Genomic DNA, 25,122 nt, shown 5'->3' on the forward strand with positions numbered 1-25,122 from the left:
GCTCGACCCGGGTCAGCGTCGGTAGCACCGCCAGCTGTACGGGTCCCGGCGGTTGCCCAACTCGGCGTAGACCGGTTCGCCGTACCGCTGGGCGCACGCCCGCTGGACGTCCAACCGCCGGTCGTTGTTGGTCCACGGCCAGACGCATTCCCAATCGCCGTCGTCCGAGCCCGACCGGCCGTCGGGCCAGGCGATCCACTGCCAGCCGAAGGTCTGCTTGCAGTAGTCGTCAAGCATCCGGCGCAGGTCGTCGTCGTTGTCCGGGCCGAGTAACACCGGCTGAGCCGGCGGCGGTGCGGCGGTGCTGGTGGCACCGGCCGTGGGCGTGGCAGGCGGTGCCGGCGGGGACGGCGACTCGGGTGCCGGCGGCGGCACCGCCGGATCGGCCGGCACCTGCTCCCGCTCGCTACCAGCCCCGGAGACCGGTGCCGGGCTGGTCGACTCCGAAGCCACCGGGGTGGGCGTGGCGAATTCGCTCTCGCCGGTGACCGTCGGGCGCAGCGGAGTCTCCGGCGCGACAGCGGGGTTCCACAGCAGACCGTTTCCGGAGATGAACGGCGACGAACAGAGCAGCACCACGGCGGCCACCCCGCCTGCGGCCACCACCCATCCGTACCTGCGGACCACGGCGATGAACCGGTCGGGTTCGTCCGGCGGTGCGCTCGGGACGGCCGTCGGGGTCGGGACGGCCGTCGGGGTCGGGGGAGCAACCGCGGTCGTGACCGGTGTCGCGGAACCGCCAGCAGGCTTGGCCGGGGTGATCACCGGCTGCTCGGCCGTGGGCTCGTCCAGGCCACCGACGGTCGCCTGCTCAGCTGTCGGCCCGGTCAGGACGCCGGCGGGCGCTGGCGGCCGGCCACGCGCACCGACGACCGGTTGTTCGACGGTGGCCTCGTCGACGAATGGTGCCGTCGGCTGCTTGCCGAGCGCGGCGAACTCGACAGTGGGCTGATCTATTGGACTCTCCGCAGTTCGATCGTTGCGGTCGGTGGCGCCAGCGGGGGCTGCAGGTTCCTCGGCCACGGAAACGCCGGCCTTCCTCGTGCGGATACGTTAGGACAGCGTGGTCATGCTAGCCACAACCGGGCGATCGTGGGTCGGACGGCAAGCCGGTAGGACGCGAATGGTCGGCCCCTCGGCACACGCCGGACGGTTCGACCGTGACGGTTGCCGGCTGCATCAGCCGGCCAAGATCACCGCTCGGGGCGGATTCCCGGTAGCGTCGGATTCGGGTGAGGCCGCTTCCCCGTGGCGGTCTCACCCGCCGGTTCGTCGGTCTCGGCAGTGTGCGGCGTCGGCACCTGGGGATGGCGTAGCCCCGGATGCCCGGCCGGCAGCGACCGCTGGATGACCCACCAGCTGACCGCCAGGCACGCTGCGACCAGTGGCCAGGCCAGCCCGCCGCGGAGAACGGACAGCGCCACGACCTGGTCGGCGAAGTACAACGGAACGAAGACCGCGACCCGGATCACGTACTGGCACACCCACACCCAACTGCCCCGGCGGTACGCCCGCAACAGGCCCGGATCCCGCCGCCAGCGGCCCCGCTGGCCGAGCACCGTGCCGACCACGACGCCGAGCAGCGGCCACCGGACCAGGATGCTGATCGTCCAGGCCAGCGCGCTCGCGGCGTTGGACAGCAGTTGGAGCAGGAAGAAGTCCTCGGCGCGTCCGGTACTGAGCGCGATGAGTGCGGCTACACATACGGCGAGTAGTCCGATCAAAACCGAGCGTATCCGATCGCCGCGGCGTAGCCGGACGGCCGCGACGACCGCGCTGGTCGCGATCGCGGTGAGGACCCCGGCCCAGATCGACTCGCCACCGAGCCACCACCCGACGCCGAAGGCGACGGGTGGCAGGCTGGCCTCGATCGCCGCCCGCCGTCCGCCCAGCAGCTGGCCTAGGGTCTCGGCCCGGATGCCGTCGGTGGTGTCGTCGGTGCGGGTGCCGTCCGCCGTTGCGGCCATGGCCAGCCTCCCACGGTCGATGCCCTTAGGGCAGCCTAACCGAATCTTGCGGCGAATGTCTCGTCCGAACCTGGCCATCCGCCCGCTGGCCCGCACCGCGCGGCACCCGGTGCCAGTACAGCGGACCCGGCCGCAGCGACCAGCCGATCCGGCGCCACCACGACTGGCTGGCGCGCAGCGCGCGGACGTAGCCGGTCGCCTGTTCGCCGGTCTCGTGGACCTGCGGACCGGTCACCTGGCCGGGCGCGAACACCGCCGCGTTGACCAGCGTCGCAAGACGGTCCAGCGCGGGCAGTCGGGCGGCCCCGGGCAGGCCGCCGGCGTGCCGGACCACTTCGGTCGCGGACAGGTGCGCCGCAGCGGGCCTGCCCGCCAGTCGCAGCGCGTCGACGACCTCCTGCCAGGCGCCGCAGACCCGGTCTGCCGGCGTACCGGTGCCGAGCCGGCGACGGCGTTGCCGGCGGCGGAGCAGGACCACTCCGACCGACCATCCGGCCGCGCCGGCCAGCGGCATCACCGCCATGGCCAGGACCACCAGGTGGATCGCCGGGGAGCGCCGTGGGGGTGCCGCGGCGGCCGGAGCCGGCGACCTCGCCGGCTCGACCGGCGGCAGCAGGTTCTCCGCCGGCGGCGGCGACTCCCGCGGCGCTGGACGCAGTTCCTGCTCGACCGGTCGCGGCTCGGTGTCGGGCCGGGGCAGCGGATCGAACGGAACCCAGCCGATGCCGGCGAAAAGCACTTCCGGCCAGGCCAACGCGTCCGCTGCGCAGACGGTCCCGCCGCCCGCCGTGGCGGTGAACCCGACGACCACCCGGGTGGGTAGTCCCACCAGCCGGCCCAGGACCGCATAGGCGGTGGCGAACTGCTCGGAGGTCCCCCGTAGACCGCCGCCGTCACCCGGGCCGAACAGGAAGAACTCCAAATTCGGGTACGCGTGCCCGCTGGGCGCGTCGGCGACCAACCGGTAGTGCTCGGCGAGGAACTGTTCGATCGCCAACGCCCGCTGGTACGGTGCGCCGACGCCCTCGGCGAGTCGCCGGGCCAGCCGAGTCAGCCCGGCCGGTGCGCCGGCCGGCACCCGCAGCGATCGGGCGACCGGTTCCCCGGCCGGTACGTCCGCAGTACCGAGCAGATCGAGCGGCAGTCGCGGCGGTACCGAGTCGACCGTGTACGCCAGACCGGGCCGCAGGCCCTCCGGGTGCAGCAGGGTGCCGCTGTCCGCGTCGTACCCGACCCGGATCCCGTCGACCCGGCTCGGCGCGGCCACTGCCGGCAGCAGCTGACCGGACAGTTCGCCGATGGTGATCTCCTGACGGAGGGTGTCCGCCGGCCCGGCGGCGGCGTCCGCCGACGGGTACTGCCCGGTGGCGCCGTCCACCGCTGGTAGTACCCGACCCGCGCTGCGGTAGGTACCACCGATGTGCCAGGTGACACCGTCGTAGTCGAGCAGTACGGCGAGCCGCACCCGGACCGCCTCGGCGGGCCGGGCCGGCGGTGGCGGTGTCCCGGCCCGCCGGTCGCCGACCCGCAGGTCGAACAGCGGCTGATCGGGATCGAGCGCCCAACCCGAGATCCGGGCCAGCGGATTCTCGTCGAGACTGTCCAGCACCGGCGGTGTGATGTAACGGCGTGGGTCGACGCCGGTGGTGGCGATGCGGGCAAGGACCATCGGCGCGGTCAACGCCACCACCGCCAGGACCGCGCCGACGCCGGCGGCGGACAGCAGGGTGGAGCGCAGCCGCAACCGGGCCGCAGGGCCCGTCACCGGCCGGCCCGTCACCGGCCGGCCAAGCGGTCCACCGGCCTGGCCAGCCGAGTCCTCGGCGGACGACGCGACCGGTGCCGGCCCGGCGGTCAGCGCCAGCCCGAGCACGCCGGCGACGACGAAGCCCAGGCTGTGGCCGAGGCCGGGTCCGGCGTTGGGCCCCACGACGAACGACGAGGCAGCGAACAGCAGCACCGGCGGCAGGTATCCGAGCAGGACACGGCCCCCGCGTACGGCCAGTTCGACGGCGGCCAGGCCGGCGAGCCAGCCGGCCACGACCGGCACCAGTACCGTGTCGGGCACCGGCTCCACCGGGATCATCGCGGTCAGCAACCGAGGGACGCCGTTGGCGGCGGCCTCCACGAGCAGTGGCGGCACCGGCTCCGGCAGCTCGGCGCGGTGCGCCGTGTACCAGCCGGCGGCCAGCAGATATCCGCACATGGACAGCACCGACAGGACCGTCGCCTGCCAGCTTGGCAACCGTCGGGCGGCCGTGCCGACCAGCACCGCGCCCGCCCCGGCCCCGGTCACCAACCAGCTCGCGAGCGAGCCGTCGTATATCCGTCCGAGCGATGCGGCGGCACTCGCGATCAGCGCGACCAGCACCCCTGGGATGCCCGCCCGATGCGCTACCGACCAGAGTCGCCCGCCGGTCACCAGGCACCCACGGCGTCCCAGGCGGCGGCGAAGCCGGCCCCGTCGGTCGCCTCCACCACCAGCACTCCGTCGCGGTGGGCCGGGCCGCCCGGCCGGTGTACGGCAGCGGTGCCGGCCGGGTCGCGGGTGGCGGTGCCGGCCGGCACCGCACCGGTGATCCGGCCGATCAGCACCGAGGCGAACACCGTACGCAGCGCGCCGACCCGGGCGATCGCGTCGGGATCGCCGGTGCCGGTGAGAAACACCAGCGTGTCGCCCGGCCGCTGGTGCCGTAGCCGCTCACAGGTCACCCGCAGGGCGTCGGCGCCGGTGATCCGGTCGTCGGCCGTCAGGGTGACCTCGGCCAACCGGTCCATCGGATGCGTGCTCACCGGCGGCGACGGTCGCGATGGAGCGGCCGTCGGGCGCGGCGGTTGATCGGCCACCACCCACAGCGACAGGCCCAGCCCCGCCCGGATCGCCGCGCTGACCACCGAAGCTGCGGCCTCACAGGCCGCCTCGAACGTCGCCGACGTCGCGTCGATCCCGTCCGGATGGGCGGCTGCCCGGTTGTCGAGCAGCACCACCAGTCGGGGCAGGCTGGTGTCCACCTGCTCGCGCACCATCAACCGGCCGAGCCTGGCCGTGGCCCGCCAGTGCACCCGCCGCAGTTCGTCACCGACGACGTACTCCCGCAGCGAGTCGAAGGTGATGCTCCCGTGCGGTACCCGGTCGGTCCGCCCGTCGAGGCTGCGGGCCACCCCGACCGGCAGGTTCTGCAGCGCGTACACCCGCGGGCGTACCCAGATCTGGACCGGCTCGCCGTGCTCGCGAACGACGCTGACCAGTCCGAACGGATCCCGGCGCAGCACCTGCAGCGGGCCGATCTGCAGAACGCCGCGTCGGTCGGTCGGCACGGCGTAGCGGATCGTGGTCTGCCCGCCGACGCGAATCCCGTCGAGCGCGACCGGCAGCGAACGCCGGCCGCAGCGCTCCTGCGCAAGCAGACTGACCGTGCCCCACCGCCGTGCGCTGCCGACCACCAGGCTCACCTGGCAGCGTTCCCCGCGACCGACCCGGTCGGGTTCGACGGACCGGCGTACCGTCAGTCGCGGTTGCCACGCCACGTAGCCGCCGGCATAGGCCACCACGGTGAGGCCGGCGGCCCCGAGCAGCGCGATCTCCGGGTAGTCCAGCACGGAGCCGGCAGCGGTGAGCAGCGCGGCGGCGATACTCAAGCCGAGACAGCGAGGCGTTGTCGTCATGGGTCCGCCGGCTCACACGCCTACCGGAGCCGGGGCTGGCTGGCTGGACGGCAGCGGGACCGGCACCGAACGGACCGCGTCGGCGAGCACCTCGGCCGCCGTCACTCCACGCAGTTGCGCGTCGGCGGTGAGCAGCAGCCGGTGCCCGAAGACCGGCTCCACCAGCGTCTTGAAGTCCTCCGGTAGGACATATCCCCGGCCGTCGATCAGGGCGTACGCGCGCGCGGCCCGGGCCAGCGCGATCACTCCACGAGGGCTGACGCCGACGCGCACCTGGCAGTGGGACCTGGTGGCGGCGGCGAGCCGGACCGCGTAGCCGTGCAGCGGGTCGGCGATGTGCACCCGCTCGGCCAGCTGGATGAGTTCGCCGACCGTGGCCGTGTCGGTGACCGCCGGGAGCGCATCGGGTGAGCGTCGCGCCGCGCCGCGCAGCATCTCGATCTCGGTCTGTTCGTCCGGATAGCCCACGGACAGCCGCAGCAGGAACCGGTCCAGTTGTGCCTCCGGCAGCCGGTAGGTGCCGTCCATCTCGACCGGATTCTGGGTGGCCACCACCACGAACGGCCGGGGTACGGGATGGCACACCCCGTCGACCGTGACGGTCCGCTCCTCCATCACCTCCAGCAGGGCGGACTGGGTCTTCGGCGAGGCCCGGTTGATCTCGTCGGCGATCACGATGTTGGCGAACACCGGTCCGGGGTGGAACTCGAAGCTCTGGGTCGACTGGTTGAAGATGGTCACGCCGGACACGTCGGCCGGCAGCAGATCCGGTGTGAACTGGATCCGTCGCCAGTGTCCGTGCACGGTCGCCGCCAGCGCTCGGGCCAAGGTGGTCTTGCCGACCCCTGGGACGTCCTCCAGCAGCACGTGTCCCGGCGCGAACAGCGCGGTCAGCATCAGCCGTACCACGGTCGGCTTGCCGAGCACCACGGTGGACATCCCGCTGGCGAGGCCGGCGGCGACGGAGGTGAACCGGTGCACCTCGTGCGGCGTGAGTGGTGCGGTCGAGGTCACGGCGGATGATCTCCTCGCAGGGCGTGGGTTCGGGTCGACGGGGTCGGTGACGGTGGCGGTCAGCAGATGGGCAGTGCGTCGAGCCGGTCGCCACCGGCGAGATTGAGCCAGGCCCACGGCAGGTAGTTCTGGCCGTCGTAGGCCACCCTGATCCACCAGGTGCTCGCCTTGTGCCCGTTGTAGATCCAGGCGTCGACGTGCTGGCCCGGCACCCGGCACAGGGCCTGGAGCCGGCTGCCGTTGGGCACCCAGCCCACCTGCCGACTGTCGTCCTGCTGCGGCACCGAGAAGATCTCGTTGCCGTTGCGACCGGGCACATCGGCGTCGCAGTACGTGCGCTGGTCGCCGTCCGGGCCGTTGACACAGGTCGCCACCCCGAAGAGGTCTGTCGTGACCTGTGCGCGGGTGGCGGTGCCGGCGCCGGCTACGTTGTCGGCGCGCACGGTCACCGTGTACGACCGGCCGGGGTAGAGCCCGGACACCCGGATGCTGTCGCAATCGCCACCGACAGCTCGGCCACCGTCAGCTACGGCGCTGCAGGTCGTCTGGCCGCCCCCGCTGTCGACGGTGAACGCGACGGTGATGGAGCCGGTGTCGGCGGAGGCACCGGTGATGGTGACCCTCGGCACCGCCACCGTGCGTGCGGTGGCGGTCGCCGGTGGACCGTCGCCCGCCTCGTTGCGTGCATGCACCGTCACCGTGACGTCCGCCCCGTCACCCAGCCCGGCCACCGTCACCTCGGTGCCGGTGGCCACCTCGGTACGCCGGTCGCCAGCGTGTACGACGTACCCGGTCACCGGGCGCCCGTTGCCCTGTGCCGGCGTCCAGTCGACCCGGATCACGCCGCGCTGGTCGGCCACGGTCGTCGCGGTGAGCGTCACCGGCTCGCCGGGCGTCGTGAAGGGCACGACGGTGTTGCTCAGCGGCGACGCCTCCGAGTGGGCGCCCCGGTCGTTGACCGCCACTACGGTGAACGCGTACTGGGTGCCGTAGTCCAAGGTGCCCGCCGGCAGGATGGTTCCGGTGCCGGCGGGCTCGTCGGCCGGCACGGCGGAGTCCGCCGAAACGGCGGTCACCACGTATCCGATGATCTCGGCGCCTTGCCCGTCCGACGCTGACCAGTCGACCCGCACCGAGCCGTCCGGGCTCGCCTCGGCGGTGACCTCCGCCGGGGCGGTGGGCACCTCGGCGGTCGGGACGACGGGGTTCGACCGCCGGGCCGGGCCGCGTCCCTCGGCGTTGACCGCGTGCACCGAGAAGCGGTACGTCTCACCGTTGGTCAGGCCGGTGACCTCGAACGACCGCTGGTTCGCGCCGACGTCGAAGGTGCGTCCGTCGCCGCTGACCACGTACCGGGTGATGGCCGCTCCGTTGTCCGGCGCGGCACGCCAACTGACCCGGACCGTCGCGTCGGCGGCGGCGGCGCTGACCTCGCGCGGCGCGCCCGGCGGGCCGGCCGCGGGTGGCGGTGGCGGCGGCGCGGGAGGTGGTGCCGGGGGCGGGTCCCCACCAAGGACGCCGTTGGCGTACTTGTCCACCGCGCGTACCTCGTGGCGGTCGTCGACCACCCGGGCGCTCGACGCGTCGGGCGCGTTGATGAACAGGTGGTTCTCGCGGACCTCGAGGTCCAGCGGTCCGTTCGCCTCCGGGATGCTGATCGTGTCCAGCTCAGCGCCGTTGCCGTCGAAGGCGAAGATCTCCCTGGTGCGCTCGTCGGCGCAGTACACCCGGCCGGCCCAGGCGAGGGCGGGACGCAGCGTCGAGCCGCGGCCGGGCACCGTGATCTCACGTACGTCGTCGCCGGTGACCAGGAGAATCCGGCGGTCGTCCGGCACGGTCACCGCGATCGGCTCGCCGGTGCTACGCGGCGGCACGGTGGCCGGCCCGCGCAGATCGAGCGAAACCTGCCGGCGGCTGTCGTCATGCAGCACGGTCAGCGTGGCGGTGGTGCGGTTGAGCACCGCGACCCCGTCGTCGAGTGCGGTGAGGGCCAGCTCATTGCTCGGTGGCGCGACGGCCTCGGTGCGCACCGTCGTCGGGCCGGGGCCACCCGTGCCGGTGCCCGATCCGGCAGCGTCCGGCGGGTCGGCCACGTCGTCGGCCGGTGTCTCGGGCATCTCCGGCAGCGGCGCGGCGGTGATCGCCGAGACCGTGCCCTCGCTCGGCACGCCGACCCAGAGCCGGCCGGTGCCGTCGAAGAACCCGCCGGCAAGGCCCGGCGGGTACTGGATGGGTTGGCCCATCGGCCGCAACGAACGCGGATCCAGCTGACGCACGGTTCCCTGTACGGCGTCGATCACGAAGGCGGCATCGCCGTGTAGCGCGACCCGGACCCCGAGCCCGTTGGTGGCGCGGGTGGTCGCGTCGATCTGCAAGGTCGCCAGGTTGAGCGAGCTGATCCGGCCGGTGGCGAGGTCCCGCAGCAGGAGGAACTGATCGGTCTGGACGACCTGCGTCTGGTGGGCCTGTGCGTCGGCGACCCCGACCCGGGTGTCGACCCGTCCGGTGATCCCGTTGACCCGGGCCAGTTCGCTGCGGGTGGAGCTCCACAACCACGAGCTGGCGTCGAAACCGGCGAGGGCACGGTCGGCGGAACCGACGCCGAGCAGGGTGAACCCCAGGCCGGTGACGAGGGCGGCGATGGTGCCGGCGGTCACCAGAGCACCCCGACCGGGCGGCCGGTGTCGGCGGGCATCGGTCGGCCTGCCCGTGGTGCCCTTGTCCGCGGTGCCCTTGTCCGTTGTGACCACAGCCGGTTGCCTTTCCATGTGCGTCGTCGCGGGACTGCCGGCTGTCTACTGCGCCCGAGGTCGAGCGGCTCGCGAAGCGGCGCGGTCCCACTGTGGCGGACCGCAAGCATCGTAAGGTTCGATCGGGTGTCGCGGAAACCCGTGTCGATGTGCCTGTGGACAACGCCGGTCCGATGCTTGGCATTGCCACGATCCTTCACGTTTCCGCAGATCAGCGTGGCCGGCCCGGGTTATTCGGCAACGGGCCGAAACCGTTGTGTGCAGACCTGGTCGGAGGAGCTGTACTCATTCGTCGAGTAGGCGGCGAGGATAGCGAAGCAGTAGTCCAGTTCGGGATTCAAACCGTTGACCGTAAACGTGGTCTGACCGGGATCGATTGTGGTTAACGCGCCGAGCTGTTGGCCGTGCCGACCGCTCGCGACGACGAACGGTACGGTGCCGGCGGTGGGATCGGTCCACGTAATTGTCACCGCTGTCCGGTCGTCGGTGATACGCAGATTCGCCGGCGGCTCACCAAGGGTCGTCGGCGTCGGATCCACGTCAGGCTCCTGGCGGGTGACCGGGGCGGTGGTGCCTCGGTCGAGCAGGACGGCGACACCGACCACCACGGCGACCGTGGCGGCCAGGAAGGCCGCCGCGGCGGTGCCGACCGCCACGACCCCGGGCGTCCTCTGCCGACCCTGCCGGACGGTCGGCGTCCTGGCCGGTGCGGGCGTGGCTTGCGGCGCGGTGCGCGGCGCCGGTCGGTCCGGCGTTGCCGGCTGGTCCGGCGTTGCTGGCCGGTCGATCACGGTCGCCGAGCCTGCTGGGCCCGCCGCCGTGGGCTCGATGGCGGCACCAGGTGGTCGCCGTGACAGGTACTCGCGGGCGGTCCGGACCTGCCAGTGCCCGTCGCCCAACACTGCCGGGCCGGTGGCTGCCACCTGCGCGAAGTTGCGTCGTGCCTCATGCCGGTTGCCGAGTTCGTCGGCGATCACGGCGAGGTCGAAGCAGAGCTCCAGCACGACCGGATGACCACCGCCGAGACGGCGCTCAGCGGCGGCGAGGGAGTCCTCCACCAGCCGGCGTGCGGTGGCCAGGTCGGCGATGTCGCGGTGCAGCGCGGCCAGCAAGCGTCCGGTTTGCAGCACCTGCGGGTCGTCCGCGCCGAAAGCGGATCGGGCCGACTCCAGGACGCGCCACAGATAGTCGAGTGCTCCGGCGATGTCACCGCGGCCGCGCATCGACAAGGCACGGTCGCGCACGTCGGCGAGAAGGGAGGGCTCAGCCACGTCGCCATGCTGCCCGGTGCCTGTCCGGCACGCCAGCAAGGCGGCCGTGGGATGCGAACCCAGTCGGGGGGTCGAAGCGTCCTCTTGGACAGAGAGCCGGCGGCGTGCCGTAACGGCCGGATCCAAGCGGACTGTCATGACAATCTCGGTCCGATGTGACTGGACTCACTAGATATCGCTCCGATCGGCGGTTGTCGACCGTTCAGATCGTCAAGCTTCGGGCAGTCGCCTCAATACTGACCGATCTGAGGCCAACTGGTTGGTCGCGAAAGTTCACACGGGTGTAACTGAGCGCCGCTAAGTTTCTCCGAGGAGTGACATCCATTGATGCGAAATATTCGCTCCTAGCTGCCGCAACGGGGGATCCTCCGGCGGCTGGCATCCAATCCGAGACCACTGCTCACGAAGCGGGAGTCTGATGAGTACTGCACACGACATGCGTGACCTGGTGATCGCCTACAACCCGTGCGGCGAGATCGAACCGAGCCCACGCGTCGCCAGCGCCGCCCGTCGGGGCGGTGGCATCGGCGTACTCGACCTGGCCCGAGGGCAGGTCCAGACGTTACGTGCGCTGGAACAGCTGGTGTCCTGGTCCGGTGAACCGCTCGCCATCCGGGTGCCGGCGGGGTGCCTGGCCACCGTCGACGAGATCGAACGGATCGCCCCGGGCCGGATCGAGATGGTGGTGGTGACCGGCGAACTGCCCTGGAGCCTCACCGAAATCGTGCCCCGGTACCGCGTACTCGCCGAGGTCACCAGTCTCGCGGCGGCCCGCGCCGCCGCGGCGGCGGGCGTGCACGGCCTCATCGCCCGAGGCATGGAGTCCGGCGGTGAGGTCGGCGAACTCAGCACCTTCGTGCTGCTGCAACAGCTGGTCGCCGCCGACGGGCTCGACCTGCCGGTGTGGGCGGCCGGTGGGATCGGGCCGTACACGGCGGCGGCCTGCGTGATGGGTGGTGCCGCCGGCGTCGTCCTGGACTGCCAGCTCGCCCTGATGCCCGAGTCCGATCTGCCCACGGACGTGCTCGCCACCCTGCGCCGGATGGACGGTTCGGAAAGCGTGCTCACCGGTGGCTACCGGGGCGTACCCCGGACCATGCGACCCGGGGCCGCGGGGCCGCTCGCCCGGGCGGACCTGCTTCCGGTCGGCCAGGACGGCTGGCTCGCCGCGGAATTCGCCAAGCACTGGACGGACACCGCGGCGGCGGTACGCGGCATCCGCGCGGCCATCGTGGACACGGTGACCGACACCGCGGCCGTCGAGGCACTGCAACCCGGCGGGCCACTCGCCCGTGACCTCGGACTGCGAGTCCCGATCGCGCAGGGGCCGATGACCCGGGTCAGCGACGAGGCCGGCTTCGCCGAGGCGGTCGCGGCCGACGGCGCCCTGCCGTTCATCGCGCTGGCGCTGGCCACCGGGGCGCGGACCGAGGAGATGCTCGGCGAGACGGCGGAGCGTCTCGGTAACCGGCCGTGGGGGGTCGGAGTGCTCGGCTTCGCCCCGGACGACATCCGCAGCGCCCAGCTCGAGGTGATCCGTCGGGTCCGGCCGCGCTTCGCGATCATCGCCGGTGGCCGTCCGCCGCAGGCCAAGGAGCTCGAACGCAACGGGATCCGGACCTTCCTGCACGTACCCTCGCCAGGTCTGCTGCGACAGTTTCTGCGCGCCGGTGCCCGCCGACTGATCTTCGAAGGCGCCGAGTGTGGCGGCCACATCGGCCCGCGGGCCAGCTTCCCGTTGTGGGAGGCACAGCTGGCGGTGCTCACCGAGTATCTCGACAGCGTGCCGCCCGAGCAGGCCGCCGAAGTGCAAATCTTCTTCGCCGGCGGCATCCACGACGACCGGTCCGCCGCCATGATCGCCGCGCTGGCCGCTCCGCTGACCAGGCGCGGAGTGCAGGTCGGTGTGCTGATGGGCACCGCCTACCTGTTCACCGAGGAAGCCGTACGGCACGGCGCGATCCAGCCGGCCTTCGCCCGGATGGCCCGCGAGTCCAGCCGCACCGCCCTGCTGGAGACCGCGCCCGGGCACGTGACCCGGTGTCTGCACAGTGGGTTCGTCGAGGACTTCCACGCGCTGCGTGCCGAGCTTGAGGCCGCCGGGGTGGAGAACCGGCAGGTGTGGGAGCACCTGGAGCTGCTCAACGTCGGCCGGCTGCGGATCGCCAGCAAGGGCAAGCGCCGTGACGGTGACGCGCTCGTCGACGTCGACGAGGCCACCCAGCTACGCGACGGGCTGTACATGGCCGGCCAGGTCGCGGTGCTGCGAGACGCCGAAACCACGGTCGCGGCCCTGCACCGTACGGTCACCGAGGCGGCGGCCACCTACCACGCCGAGCAGGCGCGGCGCCTGCGGGCCGCGTGGACGCCGCCGGACATCGTGGCGGAAGCCGCGCCACTGGACATCGCGATCGTCGGGATGGCCTGCATCCTGCCCGGTTCCGCGGATCTGGCCGCGTTCTGGCGGACCATCCTCGACAGCGCCGACGCCATCACCGAGGTGCCGCCCCAACGCTGGGACACCAGCATCTACTACGCGCCCGAGGCGGGCCCCGGTGAGGCCGGCCGGGTGAGCGTCTCCAAGTGGGGCGGCTACATCGCGCAGGTTCCGTTCGACGCCATCGGGTACGGCATCCCGCCGTCCGCGCTGGCCAGCATCGACCCGACCCAGTTGCTGGCGCTGGAGGTGTCCCAGCGGGCACTCGTCGACGCCGGCTATGTCCCGGGCACGGCCGGAGTCGACCACTCGCGTACCGGTGTGGTGTTCGGTGCCGAGGCCGGCAGCGACATGGGACACGCCCAGACCCTGCGTACGATGCTGCCGGCCTACCTGGCCGAGATCCCGGACGAGCTGTCCGAGCAACTGCCCACGGTGACCGAGGACTCGTTTCCAGGTGTCCTCGCCAACGTGATCGCCGGCCGCGTGGCGAACCGGCTCGATCTCGGCGGGCCCAACTACACGGTGGACGCCGCCTGTGCCTCGTCGCTGGCCGCGATGGACGCCGCGTGCAAGGAGCTGACCAGCGGCGGCAGCGACCTGATGATCTGCGGTGGTGCCGACCTGCACAACGGCATCAACGACTTCCTGATGTTCTCCTCGGCACACGCGTTGTCCCCCACCGGCCGGTGCCGCTCCTTCGACAGCACCGGCGACGGAATCGCGCTCGGCGAGGGCGTCGCGGCCGTCGTCCTCAAGCGCCTGTCCGACGCGGAGCGTGACGGGGACCGGATCTACGCCGTGGTCAAGGGCCTCGGCGGCTCCAGCGACGGCCGGGCACTCGGGCTGACCGCGCCGCGCGCCGAAGGGCAGCGCCGGGCTCTCGACCGGGCGTACGCGCAGGCCGGTGTGTCGCCGGCCCAGATCGGCATGGTCGAGGCGCACGGCACCGGTACGGTGGTCGGTGACCGGACCGAACTGCAGACGCTGACCACGATGTTCAGCGAGGCGGGTGCGACTGCGGGCAGTTGCGCGCTCGGCTCGGTCAAGTCGCAGATCGGGCACACCAAGTGTGTCGCCGGGCTGGCCGGTCTGATCAAGGCCACGCTCGCGCTGTACACCGGGGTCAAGCCGCCGACGATCAACCTGACCCGGCCGAACCCCGCGTGGCATCCCGATCGCAGCCCGTTCACGTTCTACACCGAGGCGCGGCCGTGGACCGCTCCGGCCAGCGAACGGTTCGCCGGGGTCAGCGCCTTCGGCTTCGGCGGGACGAATTTCCACGCGGTGCTCGGCGCGTACGACAAGGCGCCGGAGCCGCGGCATGCCAGCGACGACTGGCCGGCCGAGCTGTTCTGTTTCCGGGCCGGGGACCGGGCCGGTGCGCACCAGACGATCCGATCACTACTGGCCACCATCGACACCCGCGATGCGCTCGGCCGCCGCTGGCGGCTGCGCGACCTGGCCGCGGCCCAGTCCCGGGAGACCGAGAACCGTGCCGGCCCGGTACAGGTAGCCGTGGTCGCCGGTGATCTCGACGAGCTGGCCGCCTTGCTGCGGCGGGCACTCGCCGGCGACCACGACCCGGCACGCGGGTTGCATCAGCCGACGAGCGCGGCGGCTGCCGATGGCAAGGTGGCCTTCCTCTTCCCCGGACAAGGCAGCCAACGCCCCGGTGCCCTCGCCGAACTGTTCGTGAGCTTTCCCGAGCTGCGCCGGTTCCTCGACATCGGCCGCGACTACGCCGACCCGTTGTTCCCGCCGGCCGCCTTCGACGACGAGCACGATCGTGGCCAGCAGGAGCGGGTCCGCGACACCCGGGTGGCCCAGCCGGTGCTCGGCATCGGCGGGCTCGCCGTGCACCATCTGCTGGGCCGGGTCAACGTGCGCCCGCAGATGGCCGGCGGGCACAGCTACGGCGAGTTGGTCGCGCTCAGCGCGGCCGGCGCCTTCGACGACCGTACCCTGCTGACGCTCAGTCGAGAGCGGGCGGACGCGATCCTGTCGGCGGCAGGCGCGGACCCGGGCACGATGGCCGCCGTCGCCGGCACGGCCGCACAGGTCGAGACCGTGCTGGCCGAGGCCGGGCTGACCGGCGAGGTGGTGCTGGCCAACCACAACGCTCCGGCCCAGGTGGTGATCTCCGGATCGACACCGGCGGTGCAGCGGGCGGTGGCCGCGTGCAAGCAGGCCCGACTGTCGGCCCGGCCGATTCCGGTGGCCTGCGCCTTCCACAGCCCGGTGGTCGCCGGCGGCGTGACGACGTTCCGGAACGTGCTCGGCAACCACCGCATCGATGCGCCGGCCTTCCCGGTGTGGTCCAACCGCACCGCTCAGCCGTACCCCACCGGAGCTGACCCGGTACGCGATGAGCTCGCCGCACAGATCGGGGCCCCGGTGCGGTTCGTCGACCAGATCGAGGCGATGTACGCCGCCGGCGCCCGGATCTTCGTCGAGGCCGGACCCGGCCAGGTCCTGACCCGGTTGGTCGACGCGGTGCTCGGCGACCGGCCCCATCTCGCCGTCGCGTGCGACGGACGTCGCTCGGGCGGGCTGCGTGGCTTCCTCGCCGCCCTGGCCGAGTTGGCCTGCGCAGGGGTGCCGGTGCAGACCGGATGGCTCTTCCGGGGCCGACGGACCGCCGAGGTCACCTCGAAGCCTGCGTCGCGTCGGCCCGTCTGGACGGTCGACGGTCAGTTGGTACGCGACCAGCACGGGCACCCGCTGCCCGGCGGCATGACGCCTCCCCGACAAGTCAAGGAGCTGTCGATGACTGCATCCATCGAAAACGGTAACGGTAACAGCGGTGCCCACGTGCCGACTTCGCCGCACAGCAACGGCGGTGCCGGCGCCAACGGCAGCAGCGACGGCAACGGGTACGTCGGTGCGAACGGCAGCGGCGGCAACGGCCACCGCCGGGACAGCCGCGACGAGGTGCTCAGCGACTACCTGCGGACCAGCAGGGACCTGATCGCCTCGCAGCGGGACATCATGCTCGCCTATTTCGGCGAGCGGCCCGAGTACGGCAACGGCTGGACGCCGGCACCTGCCTATCCGCTGGCGACGTCGCTTCCGGCGACCGCGCACCCGGTAGCGCACCCACCGGCGACCGCACCGCAACCCGCACCGGCCGTGGCCGCCCCGGCGGCCCTCGCCCCGGCGGCTGCGGCCCTACCGGCCGCCAGTCCCGTGCCGGTGGCCCCCAGTCCCGCGCCGGTGGCCCCTAGTCCCGTGCCGGTGGCCGCTGCCCCTGCTGCGGCGGTCGCGGTCGCCCCGGCGCCCGCCCCGACATCTGCACCGGCGGCCGCGCCACCCGTATCGGTTGCTGGACCTGCGCCGGTTGCGGTGCCGGCTGCGGCGTCGGTTGCTGCTGGGCCTGCGGTGGATGTGGCGCAGTTCCAGGAGGCGATTCTGTCGGTGTTGAGTGAGCGAACCGGTTATCCGGTGGATTTGATCGAGTTGGATTTGGATCTTGAGGCTGATCTGAGTATCGATTCGATCAAGCGGGCTGAGGTTGCTGGTGAGGTGGCGACCCGGTTGCGGTTGTCGGTGGATGGTGATGAGTCGGAGTTGGAGGATCTGGTGCGTGCTCGTACGGTGCGCACGATGGTCGGCTGGCTCGCCGATCGGATGGCCTCCGGCGCCACCAGCCCGACCGGTGCCGGCGCGTCGGTCGCGGTGACGTCGCCACCCGTATCGGTTGCTGGACCTGCGCCGGCGGCCGCGCCACCCGTATCGGTTGCTGGACCTGCGTCGGTTGCTGCTGGGCCTGCGGTGGATGTGGCGCAGTTCCAGGAGGCGATTCTGTCGGTGTTGAGTGAGCGAACCGGTTATCCGGTGGATTTGATCGAGTTGGATTTGGATCTTGAGGCTGATCTGAGTATCGATTCGATCAAGCGGGCTGAGGTTGCTGGTGAGGTGGCGACCCGGTTGCGGTTGTCGGTGGATGGTGATGAGTCGGAGTTGGAGGATCTGGTGCGTGCTCGTACGGTGCGCACGATGGTCGGCTGGCTCGCCGATCGGATGGCTGCCGAGGGAGGTTCGGCGGCGGCTGCGGCCTCGGTGGCCGTCGCCGCGCCCCCTGTGACCGCGCCACCGACACCTGCACCGGCGGCCGCGCCACCCGTATCGGTTGCTGGACCTGCGTCGGTTGCTGCTGGGCCTGCGGTGGATGTGGCGCAGTTCCAGGAGGCGATTCTGTCGGTGTTGAGTGAGCGGACCGGTTATCCGGTGGATTTGATCGAGTTGGATTTGGATCTTGAGGCTGATCTGAGTATCGATTCGATCAAGCGGGCTGAGGTTGCTGGTGAGGTGGCGACCCGGTTGCGGTTGTCGGTGGATGGTGATGAGTCGGAGTTGGAGGATCTGGTGCGTGCTCGTACGGTGCGCACGATGGTCGGCTGGCTCGCCGATCGGATGGCTGCCGAGGGAGGTCCGGCGGCGGCTGCGGCCCCGACGGTCGCCGACGACAGCGGTCAGTCCGACAGGCTCGGCAGCGCGCCCCGCCGGCTGGTCCCGCGACAGGTTCCGGCCACCGGCGCGGTGGTGGCGCCCTCGGCACTCGCCGGTGCCCGGTTCCTGATCACCGGCGGGTCGCCGGTGCTGGCCCCGCTCGCCGAGCGTCTTGCGCAGCACGGGGCGGCAGGTGGCACCGGGTCGATCTTCGGCGACGGGCCGGAGCTGGTGACCGGCTACGACGGCGTCGTCATCCTGGACGGGCTCAGCGACGGCGGCGCCCCGTTGCTGCCGGGGATCTTCCCGTTCATCCAACGGGCACTGGCCAACGGGATCAGGTGGCTGGTCGCGGTGGGTACCGCCGGCGGACGTACCGACGGGTTCGCGGGCCTGTTCCGAACCATCAGCCGGGAGTACCCGCAGGTGTCGGTGAGCTACATCGAGGTGTCACCCGGCGGGTCCGATGACGACCTCGCCGGCGGTATCGTCACCGAACTGCTCAGCGGCGGTCAGTCGCCGATCGTCACCTGGTCGGCGCAGGGTCGGCAGACCATCGACCTGGCCCCGGTTGATCTGGGTCCGCTCGCCGCCGGTGGCGCGGGTCCGGCCGGCGACGGGGTAGCCGAGGCCCAGGCGATCGGCCTCAACCAGGATTCGGTGGTGGTGCTGTTCGGCGGTGCCCGGGGCATCACCCCCTGGTTCGCCCGCGCCCTCGCCGCGGCCAGCCGGTGCCGGATCGAGTTGATCGGTCGCACCGCGCTGCCGGACCAAGTGGAAGCCCCGGCCCTGGCCGCGGCGGCCGACAAGCCGGCGTTGCGCGCCGCGCTGGTGGCTCAGGGCATGCGGTCGCCGGCCGAGATCGATCGCACGGCCAACCAGATCCTGGCCGCCCGGGAGGTCCGGGCCACCCTCGCCGAGCTCCGTGAACTCGGCAGCCAGGTCCGCTACCACAGCGTGGACGTCAGTGACGCCGACGCCACCCGGCAACTACTCAAGGAGATCGCCGGCGAGTATCGACGGATCGACGGCGTCGTGTACGCCGCCGGTCGTATCGAGGACAAGCTGATCGCCGAGAAGGACCCGGACTCGTTCAACCGGGTGTTCCAGACCAAGGTGCAGGGCGCGACGACGGTGCTGGAGGCACTCGGCGACGTGGCCAAGCCGCGGTTCGTGGTGCTCTTTGGCAGTATCGCCGCGGCGTACGGCAATCGTGGACAGAGCGACTACGCCGCGGCCAACGACGCGCTGGACCGCATCGGCGGGCGTTGGTCGGCCAGCGCCGGCGTGCGGTGCCTGACGGTGCACTGGGGGCCGTGGGCGCCCGGTGCCGTGCACGGCGGCATGGTCTCCGCCGAGCTCAGCCGGGAGTACGCGCGCCGTGGCATCGACCTGATCGATCCTGAGGAAGGCGCCTTGAGCCTGCTGCGCGAGCTGGCCTGGGGCGACCCTGCTGTCACGTCGGTCGTCTACACCGCCTCTGGCTGGTGACCGGCATGTCACGTCCACAGGCGAGGGGCATGTGGGGTACGCCGCAGATCGCCGGCCATCGGGAGAAGCGATGAGTGCCAACCTGGATCCGCAACAGACGATCGCCATCGTCGGCATGGCCGCGTTGATGCCCGGCGCGCCGGACCTGGACGCCTACTGGCGCAACCTGGTCGACGGCGTCGACGCGATCAGCGACGTGCCACCGCACCGCTGGGACGAGGAGTTCTACGACCCGGACCAGGCGCACCGGCCGGACCGGCTCTACTGCCGCCGTGGCGGGTTCGTCGACGACTTCGCGACGTTCGAGCCGCTGCGCTTCGGCATCATGCCGACGTCTATCGGCGACATCGAACCCGACCAGCTGATCAGCCTGCAGGTCGCGGCGGCGGCGATCGACGACGCCGGCGGGCAGGACCGATTTCCGGACCGCGACCGGGTCGGCGTGATCATCGGACGTGGTGGCATCCTGAGCCCGGCCCAGGCGCGGTACGCCCAGCGGGTGCGGATGTCCAGCCAGGTCGTCGGCATCCTCAAGGAGCTGATTCCGGAACTGACGCCAGAAAGCCTGGACCGGGTACGGCGCAAGTTCGACGAGCGGCTCGGCCCGCAGCAACCGGAGGGCACCATCGGTCTGGTGCCCAACCTGGCCGCCTCCCGGGTGGCCAACCGGCTCAACCTGCGCGGCCCGTCGTACACCATCGACGCGGCCTGCGCCTCCTCGCTGATCGCGGTCGACCAGGGGATGACCGAGCTGCGTGCGGGCCGGCTCGACGCGGTGCTGGCCGGCGGGGTGCACCACGTGCACGACATCAGCTTCTGGTCCGTGTTCAGCCAGTTGCGGGCGCTGTCCCGACAGGGGGAGATCCGCCCGTTCGACTCCTCCGCCGACGGACTGCTGATCGGCGAGGGCACCGGGATGGTGGTACTCAAACGGCTCGCCGACGCCCTCACCGACGGTGACCGGGTGTACGCGGTGATCCGGGGCAGCGGTGTATCCAGCGATGGCCGTTCGGCCAGCATGTTCAATCCGGCGAGCAGTGGGCAGTCGCTGGCGATCCGGCGGGCCTGGCAGGCCGCCGGGCTGGATCCGACGGCACCTGACGCGTTGGGCCTGCTGGAGGCACACGGCACTGGTACACCCACCGGCGACGCCGCCGAACTCGTCACTGTCGCCGATGTGTTCGGCCAGTACCAAAGCGGACCACGGCCGGTGATCGGCTCGGTGAAGTCGATGATCGGCCACACCATGCCGGCGGCCGGGATCGCTGGTCTGATCAAGGCGACCCTCGCGGTGCATCGCGGGGTACTCCCACCCACGCTGCATTGTGACGCTCCGCGGGAGGAGATGACGGCGACCAGGTTCGCTCCGATCGCCGCCGCGCAACCATGGGAAAGCGACGGACCACGCCGGGCCGGCGTGAACGCGTTCGGCTTCGGCGGCATCAACGCGCACCTGATCGTGGAGCAGCCGGCGGCCACGTCCGGGGCGTGGGCGGCGGGCCCGGTCCCGACGCCCGGTACGTCCGCGACGGCCGTGGTCGACGAGCCGGATCAGGTGCTGTGGCTGGCCGCCACGGACCCGGCCGGGTTGGCGGCGCTGCTGGACCGTGACGACGTTGCGGTACGCGAGGCCGGTCTCGCCAAGGCGGCGGACCCGCAGGCCGCCTCGGCACCTGGCTGCCGGCTCGGGGTGGTGGACCCGTCGGACAAGCGGCTGGCGACCGCGCGGCGTGCGGTGAGCCGCGGTGAGCCGTGGCGTGGTGCCCGCGACATCTGGTTCACGCCGACGCCGTTGCTGTCCGCCGGCGGCAAGCTCGCCTTCGTGTTTCCCGGGCTGGAGGCGGAGTTCGCTCCGCGTACCAGCGATGTGGCCGCCCATTTCGGACTGCCCGACCGTGACTGGTCAGCCGCTGACCTGGGCCGCCACGGTGCCGGCTTGATCGAGGTCGGCAAGCTGCTGGATGAGGCGTTGCGACGCATCGGTGTGCGGCCGGACGCGGTCGGTGGGCACAGCATCGGAGAGTGGTCTGCGGCAGCGGTCAGCGGCCAGGTCAGCACGACCGACATGGACCAGTTCCTCAAGCTGTTCGACGCGGACACGGTGGCGGTGTCCGGCTATGTCTTCGCCGCCGTCGGGACCGGCGCGGACCAGATCGTTCCGCTGCTCGACGGCTACCCGGGCGTGGTGCTGTCACATGACAACGCCCCGGCGCAGTCGGTGGTCAACGGCCCCGAGGAGCAGATCGACCGGCTGGTCGACGAGTTGCGGCGGCGTAACGTGCTGTGCCAGAAGTTGCCGTTCCGCTCCGCTTTCCACACTCCGGCGTTCGCCGACGGGCTGCGCTCGATCGGCGCCGCGCTGCAGTCGTGGCAGGTGCATGAGACGACGGTGCCGGTCTGGTCGGCGACCCTGGCCGCTCCGTTTCCGGTCGACGAGCAGCAGGTCAACCAGACGTTCGTCCGGCACATGATGGAACCGGTCTGGTTCCGCCAGACGGTGGCCGCGATGTACGAGGCAGGTTTCCGGGTCTTTCTCCAGGTCGGTGCGGGGCAGCTCGCCTCGCTGATCAGTGACAACCTGCGGGGGCGCGACCATCTGGCGATGCCGGTCAACGTCGGGCACCGCAGCGGGCTGAACCAACTGCGCCGGGTGGCCACCGCGCTGTGGGTGGAGGGCGGCGCGCCGAATCTGCAGGCGCTGCAATCCCGGCCGCCGGCGCCCGCACCAGCAGCCGCTGCGGCCAAGCCCGCACGGCGTGGTCCGACGATCCGGCTGGATCTCGGTGGTCCGTTGGTCCGGCTCGGTCCGGGAGCCAGTGAACTGCTCGGCCTACCCCAGAAACTGTCCGTACCGGCTCCGGCCACGCCGCTGGCCGCCGGGGCGCCGCCGGCGCCCGCCGCCGCGCCGCCGCCGGCCCCGGCCGAGGCCGAGGCAGCCGCTCCGCCGCCGGCCGCGCCGCCGGCCGCTCCGGCCGGCACCGGCGGCGGTGCCCTGGCCGCGCTGCACCAGCTAGCCGGCCGATCGCGGGCTGCGGCCGAGTTGGCCGCTCTGCTGCGGGACACCGCCGACGGCGCGGTCAGCGTGCTCGACGCGGCCAGCCGACCGGTGGCTTCGGCATCGTCGGGTGTCGTCACGCCACCGACGCCGCCCCCGCCGCCGGCCGCGCCCCCGCCGCCGCCACCGGCCGTGAGCGGGCAACCGACGGCCCCGGTGCCGACCGTGGTGGTGCCGACCTCGGCGGCGATCCCACCGCTGCGCACAGAGATCGCCCGAACCACTCTGCGGGTCTCCATGGAGACCATGCCCTACCTGCGCGACCACTCCTTCTTCGTGCAACCCGACGACTGGCCCGACGCCGAGGACCGCTGGCCGGTGGTGCCGGCCACGACGGTCGTCCATCACATGCTGGAGGCGGTCGCCCAGGCGGTGCCGGACAAGCGCGCGATCGCCGTCCGCGACGCCCGGTTCAACCGATGGACCATCGCCGCGCCCGGCCAGGACGTGGACATCAGCGTCAAGATCGCGGGGCCGGACCAGTACCTGGTCACCTTCGGCAGCTATGCCCGGGCGACGATCGAGGTGGCGTCGGACTATCCGGCGCCGGTCGAAGCGCCGTGGACACACGACCCGGCCACGGAGACCCCGCCGAAGATCAGCGCCGAGAAGATGTACGCCGAGCGGCTGATGTTCCACGGGCCGTTGTTCCACGGACTGACCACCGTGCACGCCCTCGGTGAGATGCACATCCGCGGCGTGGTCACCGCGCCCGAACCACCCGGTGCGCTACTGGACAACGCCCTGCAACTGATCGGCAACTGGCTCATCACCACCCAGCCGGTCCGGACCGTCGCCCTGCCTATCGGGCTCAACCATGTCCGCTTCTTCGGGCCGCCACCACCGCCCGGCACGGCGTTCGAATGCGTCGCCAGGGTCCGTTCCATCGACGAGACCCAACTGGTCGCCGACACCCAGTTGTTCATCGACGGCCGGGTGTGGGCGCAGATCAACGGTGCCGTCGACCGACGCTTCGACAGTCACCCGCAGGCGCGTCCGGCCGAGCGCTTCCCGGAGCGCTACCCGATGTCGATGCGGCAGCCGGACGGCTGGACGATCGTCTTCGACTGCTGGACCGATCTGGTCACCCGGTCGATGGCGGCCCGTGGGATTCTCGGTACGGCCGCGTTCGCCGACTTCGAGCGGCAGCCGGCCAAGACTCGCAAGCAGTGGCTGCTCGGCCGGATCGCGGCCAAGGACGCGGTCCGGTTCCGGCAGTGGGACGCCGGGCACACCGACGTGTACCCGATCGAACTGACCATCGGCAACGATCCGAACGGTCGCCCACGGGTCGATCTGCGTGCCGGCCGCGGGCTGCAGGAGTGTGACCTGTCCCTGGCACACTGTGCCGAGGTGGCGGTGGCCATCGCCGGGCCGGCGCGGTCGCGGCCGGACGCCCCAGGTGTCGGCATCGACGTCGTCGAGGTCACCGAGCGTCCGGACAGCACGCTGCGCTACGCACTGTCCGACCCGGAGATCGCCCTGTTGGACAAGGCCAGTGCCGGTGGCGACCGACAACTGTGGTTCGCCCGGTTCTGGGCGGCGAAAGAAGCAGCCGGCAAGGCGGAGGGCACCGGACTGGACGGCGCGCCCCGCCGGCTGCGGGTCGTCGCCGTCGACGCCGTGACCCTCGTCGTCGAGGTGTCGGGCCGGACCTACCGGGTCACCTGCCGGGACATCGAGAACCCCGCCGACCTGCCACCGCGGCGCTACGTCGTCGGATGGACGCCCGGACCGGAACCCATCGAGCACGCCTGACCTGGCCGTCGACCTGCTCGCGAGAACAAGGAGACCACGCATGAGCGCCGATCACGAAACCATCCTCGCGGAGATCTCCGAGATGCTCCGCGTGGTGCTTCCCGCCATCGAGCCGGATGACGAGATCACCATGGACACCAGCTTCCGCGACGATCTGGAGATGGAGAGCATCGATGTGATCTCTCTCGCCGGCCGGCTGCAGGCACGGTACGGCGACTCGGTCAACTTCGCCCAGTACGTCGCGTCGCTGGACATGGACTCGCTACGCGCGCTGCGGGTCGGCGAGTTGGTCGAGCACATCACCTCGGCGCTGGACGGCGCACCGGCTGCTCCGGTGCGGGTGGCCGGCCAGTGACCATGATCCAGGCGAACGGCCTGGTGATGCACGTCCAGCAGTTGCCGCAGCCCGCCGGCGGTGGCGACACCGGGGACGTCGACGACACCGGCGCGCCCGCCAGCGCCGGCAACCCGTCGGGCGACGAGCCGGGGCTGGCTGGGGCGGACGGCCCGCCGATCGCCGTGCTGATCCACGGCATCGGCTCGGACAACCTTGCCAGCTGGTACCTCAGCCTGGCGCATCCGCTGGCCGCTGTCGGTTTTCGAGTGATCATGTACGACCTGCGGGGGCACGGACGCACCGAGCGTCCGTCCACCGGCTACCGCCTCGACGATCTGGTCGACGACCTCGTCGCGTTGCTCGACCGGCTCGGTGTCGACCGCCCGGTGCACCTACTGGGCAACTCGCTCGGTGGCACGGTCGCGTTCGGCTACGCGGCGCGCCACCCCGACCGGGTGGTGTCGATCGTGGCCGTCGAGGCGGCTCCGGCGACCACCGAGTGGCTCGACCGGGTCGGTCATCAGCTGTCCCGGGCGGCGAATCCGGCCGAGGGCAGCGGCATGGCGTCGGTCGCGGCGAGCCGGGGTGAGCGGGGCGCCCGGTACGCCGCCGCGGTGCACGAGCTCGTGACGTCCACCACGGCCGCGCAGGACCTGCCGGCGAGCACCCCGGCCGATCCGATGACGATGCGGACGGTCACCTGTCCGGTGCTCGGCATCTTCGGCAGCGACTCGGCCGCCGCCGACCTGGCACCGGCCCTGGCCGAGCTGTTGCCGCAGTCCCGGCTGGTGGTGATTCCCGGGCACCGGCACGCCGTGCTGGTCACCGCCCGGGACCAGGTACGCGACCAGGTGCTGCCCTGGCTGGCCCGCCAGCAGGCCGGATCTCCCGTGCTGCGCCATTGACCCAGCAATCCCACCAGGA

11 protein-coding genes are annotated in these 25,122 nt (G+C 71.9%); 4 read left to right on the forward strand and 7 right to left on the reverse strand.

All coding sequences use genetic code 11. From position 1 onward, the window contains the following. Positions 1 to 12: 12 nt before the first annotated feature. The 7 genes from ACN27F_RS32275 to ACN27F_RS32305 form a co-directional block, all read right to left on the reverse strand. On the reverse strand, positions 13 to 1,023 hold the full coding sequence (locus tag ACN27F_RS32275) for a hypothetical protein (RefSeq protein WP_421439243.1): 1,011 nt from the start codon (positions 1,021 to 1,023) through the stop codon (positions 13 to 15). Between the two features lie 170 nt (positions 1,024 to 1,193). Beyond that, positions 1,194 to 1,967: a DUF3159 domain-containing protein gene (locus ACN27F_RS32280; protein WP_421439244.1), complete on the reverse strand. Its 774-nt coding sequence runs from the start codon at positions 1,965 to 1,967 to the stop codon at positions 1,194 to 1,196. Between the two features lie 25 nt (positions 1,968 to 1,992). Then, positions 1,993 to 4,389, reverse strand: coding sequence for a DUF3488 and transglutaminase-like domain-containing protein (locus ACN27F_RS32285; RefSeq protein WP_421439245.1), 2,397 nt, complete (start codon positions 4,387 to 4,389; stop codon positions 1,993 to 1,995). Next, positions 4,386 to 5,633, reverse strand: coding sequence for a DUF58 domain-containing protein (locus ACN27F_RS32290; protein ID WP_421439246.1), 1,248 nt, complete (start codon positions 5,631 to 5,633; stop codon positions 4,386 to 4,388). The genes ACN27F_RS32285 and ACN27F_RS32290 overlap by 4 nt, the downstream gene beginning before the upstream one ends. Positions 5,634 to 5,645: 12 nt before the next feature. Next, on the reverse strand, positions 5,646 to 6,647 hold the full coding sequence (locus ACN27F_RS32295) for an AAA family ATPase (protein WP_421439247.1): 1,002 nt from the start codon (positions 6,645 to 6,647) through the stop codon (positions 5,646 to 5,648). A gap of 59 nt (positions 6,648 to 6,706) precedes the next feature. Next, on the reverse strand, positions 6,707 to 9,415 hold the full coding sequence (locus tag ACN27F_RS32300) for a fibronectin type III domain-containing protein (RefSeq protein WP_421439248.1): 2,709 nt from the start codon (positions 9,413 to 9,415) through the stop codon (positions 6,707 to 6,709). Between the two features lie 212 nt (positions 9,416 to 9,627). Continuing rightward, complete coding sequence (locus ACN27F_RS32305) at positions 9,628 to 10,668, reverse strand: tetratricopeptide repeat protein (protein WP_421439249.1); 1,041 nt, start codon at positions 10,666 to 10,668, stop codon at positions 9,628 to 9,630. Between the two features lie 418 nt (positions 10,669 to 11,086). Here ACN27F_RS32305 and ACN27F_RS32310 point away from each other — a divergent pair, with 418 nt between their 5' ends. The 4 genes from ACN27F_RS32310 (at position 11,087) to ACN27F_RS32325 (ending at position 25,103) form a co-directional block, all read left to right on the forward strand. Then, on the forward strand, positions 11,087 to 19,048 hold the full coding sequence (locus tag ACN27F_RS32310) for an SDR family NAD(P)-dependent oxidoreductase (protein WP_421439250.1): 7,962 nt from the start codon (positions 11,087 to 11,089) through the stop codon (positions 19,046 to 19,048). Positions 19,049 to 19,118: 70 nt separating this feature from the next. Beyond that, positions 19,119 to 23,861, forward strand: a complete 4,743-nt coding sequence (locus ACN27F_RS32315) for a beta-ketoacyl synthase N-terminal-like domain-containing protein (protein WP_421439251.1) — start codon at positions 19,119 to 19,121, stop codon at positions 23,859 to 23,861. A 40-nt stretch (positions 23,862 to 23,901) separates the two neighbouring features. Then, positions 23,902 to 24,216, forward strand: coding sequence for an acyl carrier protein (locus ACN27F_RS32320; protein ID WP_421439252.1), 315 nt, complete (start codon positions 23,902 to 23,904; stop codon positions 24,214 to 24,216). A 2-nt stretch (positions 24,217 to 24,218) separates the two neighbouring features. Continuing rightward, the gene (locus ACN27F_RS32325; RefSeq protein ID WP_421440586.1) at positions 24,219 to 25,103 is read left to right on the forward strand and encodes an alpha/beta fold hydrolase; all 885 of its coding nucleotides are present in this window, start codon (positions 24,219 to 24,221) and stop codon (positions 25,101 to 25,103) included. Positions 25,104 to 25,122 lie beyond the last annotated feature (19 nt).

Origin of the sequence: Solwaraspora sp. WMMB335 (assembly GCF_049179075.1) — a bacterium.
Classification (GTDB): Bacteria; Actinomycetota; Actinomycetes; order Mycobacteriales; family Micromonosporaceae; genus Micromonospora_E.